Genomic DNA, 16,579 nt, shown 5'->3' with positions numbered 1-16,579 from the left:
AGAAAAAATTAACGTTATTGTTATTACGTAAGTACGGTAACTATAGTCGGTGAGCGTTGAAAAAGGGAGTTTTATTGGTTAATCAGTACACTACAGCATCTAAATAAAAAAGCTGGCTGCAACAATGCCACACAGGATCATAACAAGCAGAATAATTTCGAAGCGATAGCGACGCACTATTTCATCCACTCTCGTCATTTCATCCACTCCAGTAAAGAAACACCCGGCAGAACCGGGTGTTTTTATTCATCATCTCGTGGCCGTGCGCTGAAGGCGACCTTAGTTTTTAGCTGCTGGTTTCACAACTTTTTTGTGGTGCATTTTCTTAGCAGCCTGCGCTTTCTGGGCAGCTGGTTTAGTTACTTTTTTGTGGTGCATTTTTTTAGCAGCCTGAGCTTTCTGGGCAGCTGGTTTAGTTACTTTTTTGTGATGAACTTTTTTAGCAGCCTGCGCTTTCTGAGCGGCTGGTTTAGTTACTTTTTTGTGGTGAACTTTTTTAGCGGCCTGAGCTTTCTGTGCAGCAGGTTTTACCGCTTTTTTGTGGTGAACTTTTTTAGCAGCCTGCGCTTTCTGCGCTGCATCTTTTTTCACCGCTTTTTTGTGGTGTTTCTTAGCAGCCTGGGCTTTCTGAGCAGCTTTATGGTGTTTCTTGTGCGCAGTCTTGTGAACAGTTTTAGCCGGTGCTGCAGCGGCAGGAGTAGTAGTTGTTGCGGCTGGCGCAGCAGCTGGAGCAGCTGTGGTGTCAGCAGCGAAAGCAACAGAAGACATACCCATAGCAGCGGCGACAACCAGTGCAAATAATTTTTTCATCGCAAATCCCTCGGAGACTATTTTTTCATGTGTAGCCCACTGCGGGGCCGGTGAAGAGACTATAGGGAAATCAATGAACGGTGTCCGTGGGTGTTTGGTATCGGCGTGTAACCGATTGTACAAAGGCGGGAAAGGGCGGTCAGATGACCGCCCGAAAGCTTAGCTATTAAGGTAACGTTGTTCAAGGTGCTGGCGGAAGAAAGCCGGGTTCAGCGCTTCGCCAGTGGCGTTGATCAGCAACTGGTCGGTCTGGAAACGGCTGCCGTGCTGCCAGATATTCTGTTGCAGCCAGTCGAACACCGGCTGCAGCTCACCATGCTGAATCAGCTCACTGAGCTGAGGAATAGCCTTCTGTAACGACTGGAACAGCTGCGCGGCGTACATTGCGCCCAGCGTATAGGTGGGGAAGTAGCCGAAGGCGCCGTCGGTCCAGTGAATATCCTGCATACAGCCATCGCGGTAGTTACCCCGCGTATCCAGCCCCAGCGACTGCATCATCTTCTCATCCCACAGCGCCGGGATATCTTCAACCTCAATGTCCCCTTCGATCAACGCCTGCTCAATTTCGTAGCGTAAAATGACATGCGCCGGATAGCTGAGCTCGTCAGCGTCAACCCGGATCAGGCCAGGCAAAACCCGCTGGGTCAGGCGCACGAAATTATCCGCCAGCAGGGCGGGTTGATCGCCAAAGGTGGCGATCACCTGCGGCAGAATGCGCTGCAGGAATTCACGGCTGCGACCAAGCTGCATCTCCATAAACAGGCTTTGTGATTCGTGGATAGCCGTTGATCGCGCCAGTGCTACCGGCTGACCGCGCCACTGCTTCGGCAGATTCTGTTCATAGCGAGCATGGCCGGTTTCGTGAATCACGCCCATCATGGCACTGAGAAACTCATTCTCATTGTAACGGGTGGTAATGCGCACATCTTCCGGCACACCGCCACAGAAGGGATGTGCACTGATGTCCAGACGACCGTGGTTAAAGTCGAAACCCAGCGTCTCCATAATGCTCAGACCTAGCTGCCGCTGCGCAGGCACGGCGAATGGCCCCTGCGGCGTTATGACCTTCTGCTGTGCCTGTTTTTCCACGACCTGCTGTAAGAGGTCAGGTAGCCAGGTTTTCAGTTCGCCAAAGGTTTGATCCAGTCGGGCCCGGGTCATACCTGGTTCATAGAGATCCAGCAGCGCATCGTAACGGGAACAGCCACTGGCGTCGGCGCGGCGCTGGGCCTCTTCACGGCTCAGGCGGACCACCTCTTTGAGGTTGGCGGCAAAACCCTGCCAGTCATTGGCGGGACGCTGAGTGCGCCATGCATGTTCGCAGACCGAACCGGCGATCGATTTGGCTTCAACAAAATCATCAGGCAGCAGCGTTGCCTGCTGATATGCGCGCTGCATCTCGTTGAGATTGGCCCGCTCGACATCGTTCAGCGACTGCTGCTCAGCAGCCTTAAGCCACTCACCGACCTGAGGGGCAGTCAGAATCTGGTGTTGCAGCACGCTCATTTCAGCCAGTGCTTCACCGCGAGCCTGACTGCCGCCCGGCGGCATGGTGGTCTGCATGTCGCATCCGGCAATCGCCGTGACGTGACTGAAACGGGACAGGCGCTGGAAAGTTTTGGTCAGTTGTTGATACGCTGAGGTCACGTAAGACTCCTTGTGGTTTTAACGCTGCGCAATTTCGCGCAAGGTTAGATCAACCGGCCAGCAAAAGCGAACGCTGGCGCCGCCCAGCGGGCTGGACTCAATCGTCACCTTGCCGCTGAGCGCCTGAGCAATAGAGTAGACAATTGCCAGGCCTAATCCGCAGCCGCCTGTGGCGCGGTCGCGGCTCGGGTCAAGTCGGACAAAGGGTTCGAAAACCCGTTCACGCTCTTCCGGCGGAATGCCGGGACCATCATCTTCCACCTGCAGACACCCAATCGCGCCATCAAACCATAAACTGACACGCAGCCGCTGCTGAGCATAACGCAGCGCATTGTTCACCAGGTTATCCAGCACTCGTTCCATCAGGCGGGTATCAGAAACGCCGATGTTTTCACGCTGTGGCAGGTCAAGGTCGAGCCGTATGTCCGGGTTGATGGTGCGAAAATCGTCAAGCCGCTCGCTCAACCAGCTGGCGAGATCCAGTGTTTTAAGATTGAGATCGACGCGCGGCCGATCAAGTCGTGCATAGGTCAGCAGTTCCTCTATCAGGCTTTCAAGCTGGCCGATATCGCGGTTCAGCGCTACCCGTTCGCCATCCGTAAGATTGTCGCTCATCTCTAACCGGTAACGCAGGCGCACCAGCGGCGTTCGAAGCTCATGGGCGATGCCATCAATCAGCTGCTTTTTGCTGGCTACCAGCGTATTGATATTCTCGGCCATCTGGTTGAAGGCGATACCAAGCCGAAAGAGGCTGGAGGTACTGTCAAAATGGGTACGTACATCCAGCTCACCCCGGCCAAAACGCTGCGCTGCTTTTTCCAGTCGCTGCATCTCCTGCCAGTGGGGACGAAGCCAGATGAACACCGGCAGTGCCAGAGACATGCCAATAAACACCAGCAGGGCAATATCCAGCAGCCGCATCTGATGCAGGTAGAAAAGATAGGGAATTGGTCCGACTGACAGCACATAGTGGCTGCGCGGAATATGCTGTAAAAAGGTGTACTGGTCATCGAGCGCAACAATCTCTCCGGCACGCAACCGACGCATGTTGCCTTCATCAAGCTGATATTTGTTCATCGGCTCGATGTGCAGGTCGAATGAGAGACCAAGATCGAGACTCTTGATGGTCTTATTCCAGTCGCGCGGCGGGATCTCGCGCAGTTCGCTGCGGATCAGGTAGAGCGAGCTGGCCATCAGGTCATTCATCGACTGGCGGCCTGCCCGCTCAGCGGTGAACTTATAAACCAGCCCCACCAGTAAGGCCATCACCAGGAAGCAGACAAACAGCAGCAGATAGAACTGAATAAAAAGCTTTCTCATAGTCCGCGGGTATCCCAGGCCTGAGGTGCAAACAGATAGCCTTTGTTGCGGATAGTTTTGATGCGGAAGGGCTCGGTGGCGCTGTCGTGCAGCTTTTTACGCAGCCGCGAGATCGCCACGTCGATGCTGCGGTCTAAACCATCATAGCTGACGCCACGCAATGTTTTCAGCAGCGCATCCCGGTTCAGTGTCTGGCCCGCATGACTGGCGAGCACCCAGAGCAGATCGAAATCTGCGGTAGAAAGGGCGATCTGCTCCTCAAACAGCGTGACCTGCCGGTTCAGGGCATCAATGGTCAGCGAGCCAAAACGCAGCATACGGTTGGCAGCAGGTGCGCTCGGTGTATCTTCCGGCTGTCCCTGATGGGACTGACGCAGGTGCAGGCGCAGGCGAGCCAGCAGCACCGCAGGCGGGGTGGTTTTCAGAATGTAATCCTGCGCACCCATCTCCAGGGCCAGAATATGATTCATGTCGCTGTCCAGTGACGTCAGTAACACAATCGGTCCCTGCCAGTTGGCCCGGAGGTCGCGGCAGATGGTCATGCCATCCTTGCCGGGTAACATGATATCCAGCATCACCAGATCCGGCTGCTGTTCCGCTATCACCGCTTCAGCACGATCACCGCGCGTCTCGACAATCACCTCAATATCATGACGACCCAAGTAAGCTGCAATCAGCGAACCCACTTCAGGTTCATCTTCAACATAAACAATTTTGTTCATAGTTCACAAAGCAGAAACAGACGTGAGAGAAATCATATCTTGTCCTGGTCCTGAGCTCTACGTTATCGCACGAAATATCCGTGGCTTGCTGGTATATAACCGTCAATATGTGCAATCATTAGCGCGGCATTTTTGCGCCAGGTTTGGGATATCGATGATTATCATGAGGAGCGTTAGTGTGTCTGATAAAGAGCTGGCATCAGCCATATACCCCGACCGCATCTGCTTCAATTACAGTGACTTTCTTTCCGCTTCCTGCAAAAAGCGCTGGAGCTTCGTTGATGCTATTTATGGTGTGATGCCGATCTTTGGCATGGTGACACGTAAATCAGCACACCGTTTACAGGGCAGTGACGACCCGTTAAAAGAATTAGCATTACAAATCATTTCTACTCAGGTCAGCGACGAAATTAACATCGCACGCCTGATTACGCTCGCAGAACAGCAGCAGATAAGCCGTTTTGATATTCAGCTCCCTTATCCGCTCTCTGCGGAGCAGCTGGACGCGATCCATCATGAATATTCAAAACCGCTGAATCTTACCCAGCAGGATGACCTGCTGTGTGTGTCGATCCCGGTGCAGTCACACTAAGCACCTCTCTCACCAGGCTAGTAAATCAGTCAGTCTGACACCGGGCAGCGCTCATTATCCTCATGTACGCCTGCGTGTCCTGCGCTACCCGTGTCCAGACTCTCTGCAACAATGACGCCCGATGGATCCGGCTCTATGTGGTCAGCTGCCACACAGCGGGCAGCGTCGCAGCAATCAGTAATCCCATTGCAATCCGCTCCAGCGAGGTCAGCGCAACATCAGCGCGGCCGCCGCGTCGGGCAAACAGAAACAACAGCAGGCCTGGGGAGTAGAGCACGACTGACGCCATCAGGTGCATTGGCCCCGACGCGTAGAGCAGCCAGATGCCATACAGACTGGCGCCGACACCCACCGCCATCGCCATGGGTTTATTCTGTCCGCGCACCACTTTGATCAGGTATAACCCCACCAGCAAATAGGGCACCAGAATCATCTCTGAGGCGATGGTCAGCAGGTTATTGTAGTTAGCACCGGTCAGGGCAATCAGGATCAGGCAGAGCTGAATGCTGCCGTTGGTCAGCCACAGCGAGGCGGCCGGCGCGTTGTGTCGGTTCTGTCGGGCGATAATGCGAGGAAACGCCCCCTGCTGCGCAGCAATCAGCGGCACTTCAGCAGCCATGATCGTCCAGCTCAGGTAGGCACCACAGACAGAGACGATCAGGCCAATCGCAATCACCGCATCGCCCCAGTTGCCCATTAGTCTTGTCATCAATCCCGCCATGGACGGATTGCGCATTTCAGCCAGTTCAGCGCGCGGAACCACGCCCAGCGACAGCAGGGTTACCAGCAAATAGACCAGTAAGGCAGCCAGAACGGCAAAAAGTGTTGCACGGCCCACATCCTTTTTCTGACGTGCACGCGCAGAAACCACCACCGCACCCTCAACCCCGATAAAGACCCAAAGAGTGATCAGCATGGTTTGCTTGATCTGCTCCCAGAGCGGTTGCCCCAGCGTGACGCCGGAAAAATCGAAGCGAAAGCGATCATAATTGAACGCCATCACCGCCAGCACAATGAACAGCAGTAAGGGCACCAGCTTGCCCAGCGTGGCCATCAGATTGATGCTGGCTGCTGTCTGCACACCGCGCAGCACCAGCCAGTGAACCAGCCACAGCAGCACGGATGCGCCCAGCATCGCCTGCCAGGTGTTGCCATCACCAAAAATAATCCGGTCCGGCGTATCGGTGAAGAAGCTCAGGGCCGAGAAGACAATTACCAGATAGGAGACATTGGCGATAACAGCACACAGCCAGTAGCCCCATGCAGAGCAGAACCCCATTAGTTCGCCGAATCCGGCGCGGGCGTAAGTAAAGATGCCGCCGTCAAGTTCGGGTTTAAGGCGGGTTAACAGCAACATCGCCAGCGAAAGAAAGATAATGCCGACACCGGTGATCAGCCAACCCAGCAGCAGAGCAGCCGGACCGGCCACTGCAGCCATGTTTTGCGGCAGACTGAACACACCTGCACCCAGCATTGAGCTGAGCACCAGTGCTGTCAGCGCACCGAGACCTAATTTTTTCTCCAAAACAACCTTCCCGCTAGCATATATGGCTGGGTAAATCGGATTATATCGCTGGGTTATGTCAGACCAATGGCACAATCCAGGGACAATATCCGGTAAAACAGGCGGGGGATTTTACGGAGTGTGGCAGGGGATGGCAATGCATAACTATGCAAAACAAAGCAGGTTTGCAAACAGCAGGGCGGCGGGTGCCGCCCTGTGAGGGATTACTTAAACAGGTCAGCCGTCACGGTCAGGTTACCGCCACTCTGGTTCTGCCACTGACGAGTCACGTGATAGAACTTGGCACCTTTATCTGAAGCACGCTTCGCCACTTCTTCTGAAACCTCAGTAGGTGAACCGAAGTGGCCCGTGAAAGTCACGGTATCAAACGGCTGCATCTGCGCGGCGGTAATCGCGTTAACTTCCTGCACCGATTTACCGTTAGGCAGATTCACCGTGTAGCGCTTACCGGTAGAGCTTTGTGTTTCGAAGAAACGGCCCACTTTGTTGCTTGGCGTTTCAGATGAGGCCACGCCAGGAATCTCTACGTTAGCGGCTGCCGCGCCACCGGTTGCCAGCGCAGCTTTACCTGCTTCTGAATCGGCTGGGATGGCGTTTGGTGTCTGCACTGTACGTTCTTTAGCATCCGCTTTGTAGACATAGGCGGTGACGTACTGGTTGCCACCGCTGTTAGCATCAATCTGGCGCACGATAAAGAATGATGCGGCACCTTTCTCTTTCGCGGCTTTTGAAATCGCGTCGTTAACATCCGGCTGGCTGGCAAAGAAGCCGCTGACCGAAACGGTATCAAACGGTTCAAGTCTGTAGGCTTCTGCTTTTGGCAGTTCATTAACGCCGTTAAAGCGACGATACGTTGTTGACGCTGAAGCTGCCGGCGCATCGGCTTTATAGAGGTCAGCCGTGACGCGCCAGTTACCGCTGTTGCCGTTACTGTCGTTGATTGCCTGGATGTAATAAGAGGCAGCGCCCATCTGATCTGCACGCTTAGAGACGGCATCGGCAGCGTCGCCGATCGCGTTGAAACGGCCGGTGATATTAATACGTTCGAATGGCTTCAACGCTGCCGCTTTTTCTGGCGTTAACTCCTGCGCAGCGAATGCGTTGGCTGCCAGCAGGGACAACAAAGTGGACGCCAGAATAGTGTTCTTCAGCTTCATAAAAATAATCCTTCGCCTTACGCAAAAATGAGTACGAAAACGTGCTGGACTCTTGATGTATAACAGATTAGCCGCTGATTATTACATGTTATAAACAGACTGTCGCAGCGATTTTTTGTGTCAGATCGCGTTATTCAACCATCATTTTTTCATTTAATTGTCATCAAACGCAGTTATGGCCCGTTTTAGCCACGGTTATCACTAAAAGCGATAACAAATATCGGTTAAACAGTTAATGCATTGTTAATTATAGGTTTTTATTGATGCTTAATTCGCCCGCAGATCATTATCACTGGCAGAATATTTGCCTGTCAGGCTGTTTTGCAGTGGGTTAACACCGATTTTTAAGCAGAACGCTGAATAATTGAGTGAATGTCATCACTCTGTACAGACGCTATAGATCGCTGGTCACATTTTCAGTAGGTTATAAACACTTTGAAATACATGCATTTCGTCTATAAGTAACCGAAACGGCGTTTCAGTTGCGCAGTCGTGGTGCAGATACGGGCCATCATCCTTAACCGATGAAAGGAAACACTATGTTAATTGGAATACCCAAGGAAAGGTTGCCAAACGAGTCGCGCGTGGCCGCCACGCCAAAGACCGTGGAACAACTCATCAGGCTGGGTTTTAGTGTCACCGTGGAGCGTGACGCAGGTAAACGCGCCAGCTTCGATAATGAAAGCTATATCGCCGCTGGCGCCACGCTCAGCGACAGAGATCAGGTCTGGCAGTCCGACATCGTGCTGAAAGTAAATGCACCCGATGACGAAGAGATTGCACTGACCCGCGCGGGTAGCACGCTGGTTAGCTTTATCTGGCCCGCGCAACATCCCGATCTGCTGTCAAAACTGGCCGCGCGTCAGGTCACTGTCATGGCAATGGACTCGGTGCCGCGCATTTCACGGGCGCAGTCGCTGGATGCGCTGAGCTCCATGGCAAACATTGCCGGTTATCGTGCGATTGTGGAAGCTGCGCATGAATTTGGTCGCTTCTTTACCGGGCAGATCACGGCGGCGGGCAAAGTGCCACCTGCAAAAGTGATGGTGATTGGGGCGGGTGTGGCCGGGCTGGCAGCAATTGGTGCAGCGGGCAGTCTGGGCGCGATTGTCCGGGCGTTTGATACCCGTCCCGAAGTCAAAGAGCAGGTGCAGAGTATGGGCGCCGAATTCCTTGAACTCGACTTCGAAGAGGAAGCTGGCAGCGGTGATGGCTATGCCAAAGTGATGTCCGAGGCGTTCATTAAAGCGGAGATGGCACTGTTTGCCAGTCAGGCCAGAGAAGTCGATATCATTGTCACCACGGCGCTGATCCCTGGCAAACCGGCACCGAAACTGATCACCGAAGAGATGGTTGCCAGCATGAAGCCCGGCAGTGTGATTGTGGATCTGGCCGCGCAGACTGGCGGCAACTGTGCGCTGACCGTCGCGGATCAGGTTACTGTGACACCTGACGGCGTCAAAATCATTGGCTATACCGACCTGCCGAGCCGTCTGGCAACGCAATCCTCCCAGCTTTATGGCACCAACCTGGTCAACCTGATGACGCTGCTGTGCAAAGAGAAGAATGGCGAAATCCAGGTCGACTTCGACGATGTAGTCGTACGGGGCGTGACTGTGGTGCGCGAGGGGGAAGTCACCTGGCCGGCACCGCCGATTCAGGTGTCCGCTGCACCTCAGGCTGCACCGGCAACCGCGAAACCGGCAGTGAAGATTGAGGTGAAACCTGTTTCACCGTGGCGAAAATATCTACTTATTGCTCTGGCCATCGTGTTGTTTGGCAGCCTGGCCAACGTGGCGCCTGCCGATTTCCTCTCCCATTTTACCGTGTTCGCGCTCGCCTGTGTGGTGGGTTATTACGTGGTCTGGAACATCAGTCATGCGCTGCATACGCCGCTGATGTCCGTGACCAATGCCATATCCGGCATCATCGTGATCGGGGCAGTCTTGCAGATGGGGCACGGTGGCTGGGTCACCTTTATCTCCTTTATTGCCGTGCTGATTGCCAGCATCAATATCTTTGGTGGCTTTACCGTCACCCAGCGCATGCTGAAAATGTTTCGTAAGGGGTAAGACATGTCTGGCGGATTAGTCACTGCAGCCTATATTGTTGCTGCGATTCTCTTCATCTGTAGCCTTGCCGGTCTTTCGCGTCACGAGACGTCTAAGCGGGGTAATATTTTCGGTATCAGCGGTATGGCGATTGCGCTGGTCGCCACCATCTTTGGTCCGGACAGCGGTAACGTGGTCTGGATCCTGCTGGCGATGGTGATTGGCGGCGCTATTGGTATCCGCATGGCAAAGAAAGTCGAAATGACCGAAATGCCGGAACTGGTCGCGATTCTGCACAGCTTTGTTGGCCTGGCCGCGGTACTGGTCGGCATAAACAGCTATATCGACCATGCACCTGGCCTGCCAGCAGTGATGGAAAATATCCATCTCAGTGAAGTGTTTATCGGTATTTTTATCGGTGCCGTCACCTTCACCGGCTCGCTGGTGGCGTTTGGCAAGCTGTGCGGCAAAATCTCCTCAAAACCGCTGGCGTTACCGCATCGTCACAAGCTCAATCTGCTGGCGCTGCTGGTCTCGTTCCTGTTGCTGCTGTGGTTTGTTAACACCAGCAGCACCGCTGCGCAGGTCTTTGCGTTGCTGCTGATGACGGTGATTGCACTGGCGTTTGGCTGGCATCTGGTCGCGTCGATTGGCGGTGCCGATATGCCGGTCGTGGTATCGATGCTGAACTCCTATTCAGGCTGGGCCGCCGCCGCCGCCGGTTTCATGCTCAGCAACGATCTGCTGATTGTGACCGGTGCACTGGTGGGTTCGTCCGGTGCGATTCTCTCCTATATCATGTGTAAAGCGATGAACCGTTCGTTCATCAGCGTGATCGCGGGTGGATTCGGTACTGAAGTCAGTAGTGGTGACGAAACGCAGGAAGCGGGAGAGCATCGTGAAATTACCGCTGAAGAGACCGCAGAGATGCTTAAAGCCTCCCGCTCGGTGATTATTACCCCGGGCTACGGCATGGCCGTGGCGCAGGCGCAGTATCCGGTAGCGGAAATCACGGCACGTCTGCGCGCGCTTGGCATCAAAGTGCGCTTCGGCATTCATCCGGTCGCGGGGCGTTTGCCGGGACACATGAACGTGCTGCTGGCTGAGGCCAAAGTGCCTTATGACGTGGTGCTGGAGATGGACGAAATCAACGATGACTTCAGCGACACCGACACGGTGCTGGTGATTGGTGCTAACGATACCGTCAACCCGGCAGCGCAGGATGATCCCCGCAGCCCGATTGCGGGAATGCCGGTGCTGGAAGTGTGGAAGGCGCACAACGTGGTGGTGTTCAAACGTTCAATGAACACAGGCTATGCCGGGGTTCAGAATCCGCTGTTCTTTAAGGAGAACAGTCAGATGCTGTTTGGCGATGCCAAAGCCAGCGTGGAAGCAATTCTCAAAGCGCTGTAATAAAAAAAGGGCGGCAAATCAGCCGCCCATTTTCTTTACGAGGAGGCGTTAATCCTCCTCGTCCTCTTCATCATCCAGATCAATCGGCGACTTGAAATCGTCAGGCTTAAGCGCCAGCAGATCGCAACGCAGATGATCGATCACCTGTTCGGCCGTATTGCCCAGGAACGCCGCTGATAGTCCGGTCCTTCCGATGGTGCCCAGCACGACCACACCGGCACCGAGATGCGCGGCCAGATCGGGGATAACCTCTTCCGGCAAGCCTTTAGCCACGTGGGTGAACTCTTCACCAATTGAGAATTTCTGGCGCAGCGCTTTCATGGCCACCAGATGCTGACCCCGGATAGCATCGTTGTAGACGCTGGGATCAAAATCGGGCAGTTCGATAGCAATATTGATTGGGGTAATCGGGTAGGCACCGACAAGGTGGACTTCGGTCTGATTCACCTTTTCCGCCAGCTTCATCGTTTCACGAATCAGCTTCTGATTCAGGCCATCGTGATGCGGCTCTTCGCTGGCAAGATTGACGGCGACAATGGCTTTACCGCCTTCCGGCCACGGCTGATCTTTGACCATCCAGACCGGGCACGGGCATTTACGCAGCAGATGCCAGTCGGTCGGGGTGAAAATCACGGACTCCAGGCGGTCATGCTGATGCGCCATTTTCAGCACCAGATCATGCTGATGAGCAAGCACTTCCTGAATGATGGCCTCAAAGGGGCGGTTATGCCAGATCACTTTGATATCAATGTCGACACCGGCATCAAGATAAGCGCGGGCCTGCTCGCGGATCCATTCGGTACGCTGGCTGATGACACCCTGGCGCATAGACGCGCGCTCATCCGGCGAAAGCAGGGTGGTCATTTCATATGAAAAATCATAGATAGGCAGGAAGGCTTTAATTCTTCCGCCGATACGTTGATTCAGATAGACCGCACGTCGCAGCGCGGGCTGATCGTCTTGCTGGGCATCAATGGCGACCAGAATATTTTGGTACTGGGACATGAGGCGTTCTCCTTAAACCAGAGCGACTGGAGTAAAGATAGCCTATGTTGTACAGCGGAAGAAGTGAAAAAGTTATTGCCGGATCAATAAAATAAGATTTATTGATCCGGCTATTAATCAGGCGGCCTGGTGACTCTGGCCCGCTAACTCTTCCAGCAAGGCGTGGTTTTCAATCGTGATGTATTTGCCTTTTACCGCCAGCATACCCGACTTCTGAAAACGGCCCAGCAGGCGACTGATGGTTTCAACCGTCAGGCCCAGGTAATTACCAATGTCACCGCGCGTCATGGTGAGGCGAAATTCACGCTGTGAAAAGCCGCGCTGGCCGAAACGGCGTGAGAGGTTCCAGATAAACGCCGCCAGTCGCTCCTCAGCATTTTTCTTCGACAACAGCAGAATCATATCCTGGTCGCCTTTAATCTCACCGCTCATTAAACGCATCATCTGCTGACGCAGTGCCGGCATTTTACCTGACAGGTCATCCAGCGTTTCAAAAGGAATTTCACACACCATGGCCGTTTCCAGCGCCTGCGCAAAGCTGGGATGGCTGGCATTTAAAATGGCATCAAAGCCAACTAAATCACCCGCCAGATGGAAACCGGTAATTTGCTCATCACCCTGTTCGGTAATGGTATAGCTTTTAATACTGCCGGAACGAATGGCATACAGAGACCTGAGTTCGTCTCCCGCTTTAAAAAGGGTTTGCCCTTTCTGAATCGGTTTTTTACGCTCAATGATATTGTCGAGCTGATCCAGCTCATGTTCATTTAACGTGAAGGGGATGCAGAGCTGACTGATGCTGCAATCCTGGCAGTGAATGGCACAACCGCCCGACTGAATACGACGTATGCTGCGTTTTTCAGGGATCATAATGGTTTGCTCGACGATAAGTGACTGGGGTCAATTTTAACATTTTTTGTGCTGAAGGGAACTCATCCGAGCAGTTTTACACCCACAAACATTATGGATGAGTTATACGGCGTCAAAGGCCGCTGTGACGGGCTTTTCAGTACCCGGGTAGAGACCGCTGTCACGATAACTTTCCGCTTATGTGATCTGTTGCACGATTCTCTACGGCCCGTTAGGGTGGGAAAAGGCGGGTGGTCCGGTAATTCCAGGTTTTGCTACGCTAACTGTTAAAGCCTGTCTGACACATTCGATCAATTTAACCCGGTGTGAGAAAACCATGAACCTTGATGATAACGATCTTTTTCGGGATGCCATGGGCGATGTCACGCCATTGAAAGACACCACCACGACCCTGTGGCTGAAAGCCCCTTCAACCAAAGCACCACGCAAACCGCCGGGCGAATCTGAGCTGGAGAATTTCCTGACCCGGGGTGACCTGGAGATTATCCCACTTAATACGCAGCTGGAATATAAAGCCGACGGCATCCAGCAGGGTATTCTGGATAAACTCCGTCGGGGTGAATACAAGCTGGATGCCAGTCTCAACCTGTTACGGCAACCGGTGGAAACCTGCCGTCAGGCGCTGTTCAATTTTATGATGCAGGCACACAAACAGGGATTACGAAATTTGCTGATCATTCACGGCAAAGGACGTGATAACGAGTCACATGCCAATATCGTACGAAGCTATCTCGCGCGCTGGTTACAGCAGTTTGACGACGTACAGACTTTTTGCGTGGCACAGACCCGCCATGGCGGAGGCGGTGCGCTCTACGTGGGTTTACGTAAAACCGATAAAGCGCGCCTTGAAAACCGCGAGCGACATGCGAAACGCAGCCGCTAGCTGTGAAATTTACGAATGGTAGACATCAGCACTTCGGCACTCAGGCTGAGCTCTGCGCCGGTACGCGTAATGATGCCCACTGGCTCGCCCGGGCCGGATGAGTTGATCGGCAGCGCACAGACCGCGTTGTGGCTGAGATCCTCTTTAATCGCGCCGGAAGGAACGAACCAGATATAGTCGTAGCGGAGAGCCAGCTGGCGTGCCAGTGAGGTCGATGAGGTCTCGATGCAGTGAGGTGGCAACGTACATCCCTGTTCATCCAGCATCTGTTGTGCAATCCGGCGCGGTGCAGTGCCTTCGGGCGAAATCACCACCGGCCACTGCATTGCCCGTGACAGCGTGACGTTGTCACTTAAAAGCGGGTGTTCCGGCCTTACCACCAGCTTAAGCGACTCCAGAAAAAGCAGCTCATAGGTCAGACCGGTCATCATGTCGCTGTCCGCCATCCGTCCAATGCCGATATCAAACTCACCGCCGCGTAATCCCGCCAGCAGCACATTGTTGTGCAGCGTTGCCACCTGGATAGTGGTATTGGGTTGTAACTGATGAAAACGATCAAGAATGCGTGGCAGCATCCCCATTGCGGCGGTGGTCAGCGCACCCAGCCGGATAATCACCGGCGCATCGCCTGGCTGCTCATTAAAACTTTGACCGGCATGATTGAGCGCGTCGAGCACACGCACGGCATGCGTCAGAAATTGTTCCCCCATGGTGGTCAGTTGCGCGCCCAGACGGCCACGTTCAAACAGACGAACGCCGGTCAGTTCCTCCAGCTCATTCAGGGTTTTAGACAGGGCAGGCTGACTCAGGCTAAGCGTCTCAGCCGCCCGGCCCAGCGTACCTTGCTGCGCAACCGCAACAAAGGTGTGTAAGTGGCGCAAGCGAATGCGCTGATTGAAAAGGATATTTTTTTCCATATCCTAAACTTAATGAGAATGAAGGGCGTGAGGCAACTGTTAATAATGAATTCTGTTAACTTTGCTGCAAATTTTTTTTAACAAAAGCACGGGAATGACCGCTTCGCTGTTTAAGACCATGATTTTCAAGGATTCATCTTAAAGCGGTTGTGATGCGTTCATTCTCTGGTTAAAGAGAAATCAACGACTTAATTGCATGAATATGAATGATTCTCACTATCAAACAAAAATCTGACCGCTTAAGGTTAACGATCGGCTATCATAAACGCCGTTTTTTTTACTTAAACTGATGCCAGATTTCTTTACTCAGGGAGTGTTCATTGACCAGCATCGAGGCGGTAGATGTCCGCCAGCTTATCAACCAGCAGCAACTGAGCCCCTGGCAAAAGCGGCTCATTGCTCTCTGCTTTATCGTGGTAGCACTCGATGGCATGGACATTGCGATTATGGGTTTTATTGCGCCGACGCTTAAAGCCGCGTGGGGCGTAACAAATCATCAGCTCGGCGTTGTCATCAGCGCCGCCTTAATCGGTCTGGCGCTGGGTGCGATGGTGGCGGGGCCGCTGGCTGACCGTTATGGCCGTCGCATGATGATTATCTTAAGCGTTTTCTTTTTTGGTCTCTGGACGCTGGCAACCGCGCTGTCACAAAACATTGAACAGATGATGCTGTTCCGCTTCCTGACCGGGCTGGGGCTGGGTGCCGCAATGCCCAACGTCGGTACGCTGGTGGCGGAGTATGCGCCTGAACGGCGGCGGGCATTTCTTATCACCGTTGTGTTCTGCGGCTTCACCTTTGGCGCGGCCAGCGGGGGATTTGCCGCTTCATGGCTGCTCCCGCGCTATAACTGGCACTCCGTGCTGCTACTGGGCGGCATACTGCCGCTGCTGGTGCTGCCATTACTGATTCGTGGCCTGCCGGAATCCGTGCGATTCCTCATCAGTCGTGGTGCACCGGCTGCCCGCATTCACGCCATCCTTGATCGGATGATGCCGGGCAAAACCCGACCAGACTGTGCGTTTCACGCGCCGGAAGTCAGCGTGCCGGCGGGTGGTGCGATCGGCACCGTCCTGTCACGCCGCTATCTGTTTGGCAGCACGATGCTGTGGGGTGGCTATTTTATGGGACTTTTCATGGTCTACCTGATTGGCAGCTGGCTGCCATCACTGGTCAACACGCTGGGCATGTCTGTCACCGAAGCGGCGATTATCACCGCGATGTATCAGGCTGGCGGGACGCTGGGATCGTTGTTTGCAGGCTGGATGATGGATCGCTTTAATGCCAATCTGGCGCTGGCAGCGATTTACGGCTGTGGCGGGCTGTTTATCGTGGCCCTTGGCTTTTCGCCAGCCGAAGTGGGCATGATGAGCGCAATCGCTTTTTGCAGTGGCTTCTGTTTCAACGGCGCTAACACCGGCATGAATGCCTTATCCGCCAGCTACTATCCCACGCACGCACGCGCCACTGGCTCCAGCTGGATGCATGGTGTGGGCCGCATTGGTGCGATTTTAAGCGCTTTCGTCGGTGCAGAGATGATGTCACTCGGCTGGTCTTTCAGCGTTATCTTTCTGCTGCTGGCAATACCGGCTGTGATCACTACCCTGATGCTGCTGTTAAAAAACCGCTATGGCTTTAAGCCGATCACAGATTCGTGATTTTTTCCACTG

Annotated in this window: 15 protein-coding genes; 5 read left to right on the top strand and 10 right to left on the bottom strand. The window is 53.9% G+C overall.

The genetic code is table 11. The annotated features are described in order from the left end of the window. Nucleotides 1-99: 99 nt before the first annotated feature. The 5 genes from ydgU to rstA form a co-directional block, all read right to left on the bottom strand. Entirely contained in the window at nt 100-198 is a 99-nt protein-coding gene (gene ydgU / locus H7K52_RS19075) for a small membrane protein YdgU (RefSeq protein ID WP_008925242.1), read from the bottom strand. 81 nt (nt 199-279) lie between these two features. Further along, the gene (gene asr / locus H7K52_RS05705) at nt 280-810 is read right to left on the bottom strand and encodes an acid resistance repetitive basic protein Asr (protein WP_003853747.1); all 531 of its coding nucleotides are present in this window, start codon (nt 808-810) and stop codon (nt 280-282) included. A 159-nt stretch (nt 811-969) separates the two neighbouring features. After that, a complete protein-coding gene (locus tag H7K52_RS05700; protein WP_078804437.1) occupies nt 970-2,457 on the bottom strand; it encodes a carboxypeptidase M32 in 1,488 nt (495 codons plus the stop codon). A gap of 18 nt (nt 2,458-2,475) precedes the next feature. Then, nucleotides 2,476-3,777: a two-component system sensor histidine kinase RstB gene (gene rstB, locus H7K52_RS05695; RefSeq protein ID WP_003853743.1), complete on the bottom strand. Its 1,302-nt coding sequence runs from the start codon at nt 3,775-3,777 to the stop codon at nt 2,476-2,478. Then, nucleotides 3,774-4,499 (bottom strand): two-component system response regulator RstA, encoded by a 726-nt coding sequence (rstA, locus tag H7K52_RS05690; protein ID WP_003853741.1) that lies wholly within the window; start codon nt 4,497-4,499, stop codon nt 3,774-3,776. Before rstA ends, rstB begins: the two co-directional genes overlap by 4 nt. Before the next feature lie 178 nt (nt 4,500-4,677). Here rstA and H7K52_RS05685 point away from each other — a divergent pair, with 178 nt between their 5' ends. Then, nucleotides 4,678-5,091, top strand: a complete 414-nt coding sequence (locus H7K52_RS05685; RefSeq protein WP_003853740.1) for a hypothetical protein — start codon at nt 4,678-4,680, stop codon at nt 5,089-5,091. Between the two features lie 133 nt (nt 5,092-5,224). Here the strand turns inward: H7K52_RS05685 and H7K52_RS05680 are convergent, their stop codons facing one another. Together H7K52_RS05680 and ydgH are read right to left on the bottom strand one after the other, a co-directional pair. Continuing rightward, the gene (locus H7K52_RS05680) at nt 5,225-6,616 is read right to left on the bottom strand and encodes a basic amino acid/polyamine antiporter (RefSeq protein ID WP_003853738.1); all 1,392 of its coding nucleotides are present in this window, start codon (nt 6,614-6,616) and stop codon (nt 5,225-5,227) included. A gap of 203 nt (nt 6,617-6,819) precedes the next feature. Further along, entirely contained in the window at nt 6,820-7,773 is a 954-nt protein-coding gene (gene ydgH / locus H7K52_RS05675; protein WP_003853736.1) for a DUF1471 family protein YdgH, read from the bottom strand. A 539-nt stretch (nt 7,774-8,312) separates the two neighbouring features. Between ydgH and pntA the strand changes: the two genes are divergently transcribed. Further along, nucleotides 8,313-9,845, top strand: a complete 1,533-nt coding sequence (gene pntA, locus H7K52_RS05670; RefSeq protein WP_182629813.1) for a Re/Si-specific NAD(P)(+) transhydrogenase subunit alpha — start codon at nt 8,313-8,315, stop codon at nt 9,843-9,845. A 3-nt stretch (nt 9,846-9,848) separates the two neighbouring features. Beyond that, nucleotides 9,849-11,237, top strand: coding sequence for a Re/Si-specific NAD(P)(+) transhydrogenase subunit beta (pntB, locus tag H7K52_RS05665; protein WP_003853732.1), 1,389 nt, complete (start codon nt 9,849-9,851; stop codon nt 11,235-11,237). A 48-nt stretch (nt 11,238-11,285) separates the two neighbouring features. Here the strand turns inward: pntB and uspE are convergent, their stop codons facing one another. Further along, nucleotides 11,286-12,242, bottom strand: coding sequence for a universal stress protein UspE (gene uspE, locus H7K52_RS05660; protein WP_003853729.1), 957 nt, complete (start codon nt 12,240-12,242; stop codon nt 11,286-11,288). A gap of 117 nt (nt 12,243-12,359) precedes the next feature. Beyond that, nucleotides 12,360-13,112, bottom strand: a complete 753-nt coding sequence (locus tag H7K52_RS05655; RefSeq protein WP_003853727.1) for an FNR family transcription factor — start codon at nt 13,110-13,112, stop codon at nt 12,360-12,362. A gap of 316 nt (nt 13,113-13,428) precedes the next feature. Between H7K52_RS05655 and smrA the strand changes: the two genes are divergently transcribed. Next, nucleotides 13,429-13,995 carry a DNA endonuclease SmrA gene (gene smrA / locus H7K52_RS05650; protein WP_003853725.1) on the top strand — a complete coding sequence of 189 codons (567 nt, stop codon included), beginning with the start codon at nt 13,429-13,431 and terminating at the stop codon, nt 13,993-13,995. Here the strand turns inward: smrA and H7K52_RS05645 are convergent. Next, nucleotides 13,992-14,912 (bottom strand): LysR substrate-binding domain-containing protein, encoded by a 921-nt coding sequence (locus H7K52_RS05645; RefSeq protein ID WP_003853723.1) that lies wholly within the window; start codon nt 14,910-14,912, stop codon nt 13,992-13,994. The genes smrA and H7K52_RS05645 overlap by 4 nt on opposite strands. Nucleotides 14,913-15,232: 320 nt before the next feature. Here H7K52_RS05645 and H7K52_RS05640 point away from each other — a divergent pair, with 320 nt between their 5' ends. Next, the gene (locus H7K52_RS05640) at nt 15,233-16,567 is read left to right on the top strand and encodes an MFS transporter (protein ID WP_003853721.1); all 1,335 of its coding nucleotides are present in this window, start codon (nt 15,233-15,235) and stop codon (nt 16,565-16,567) included. Nucleotides 16,568-16,579: the final 12 nt, after the last annotated feature.

The organism is Pantoea hericii (assembly GCF_014155795.1).
In the GTDB taxonomy this organism is placed as follows: domain Bacteria; phylum Pseudomonadota; class Gammaproteobacteria; order Enterobacterales; family Enterobacteriaceae; genus Pantoea; species Pantoea eucalypti.
The sequence above is the reverse complement of the archived record's forward strand: the minus strand, read 5'-3'. Positions and strand labels throughout refer to the sequence as shown.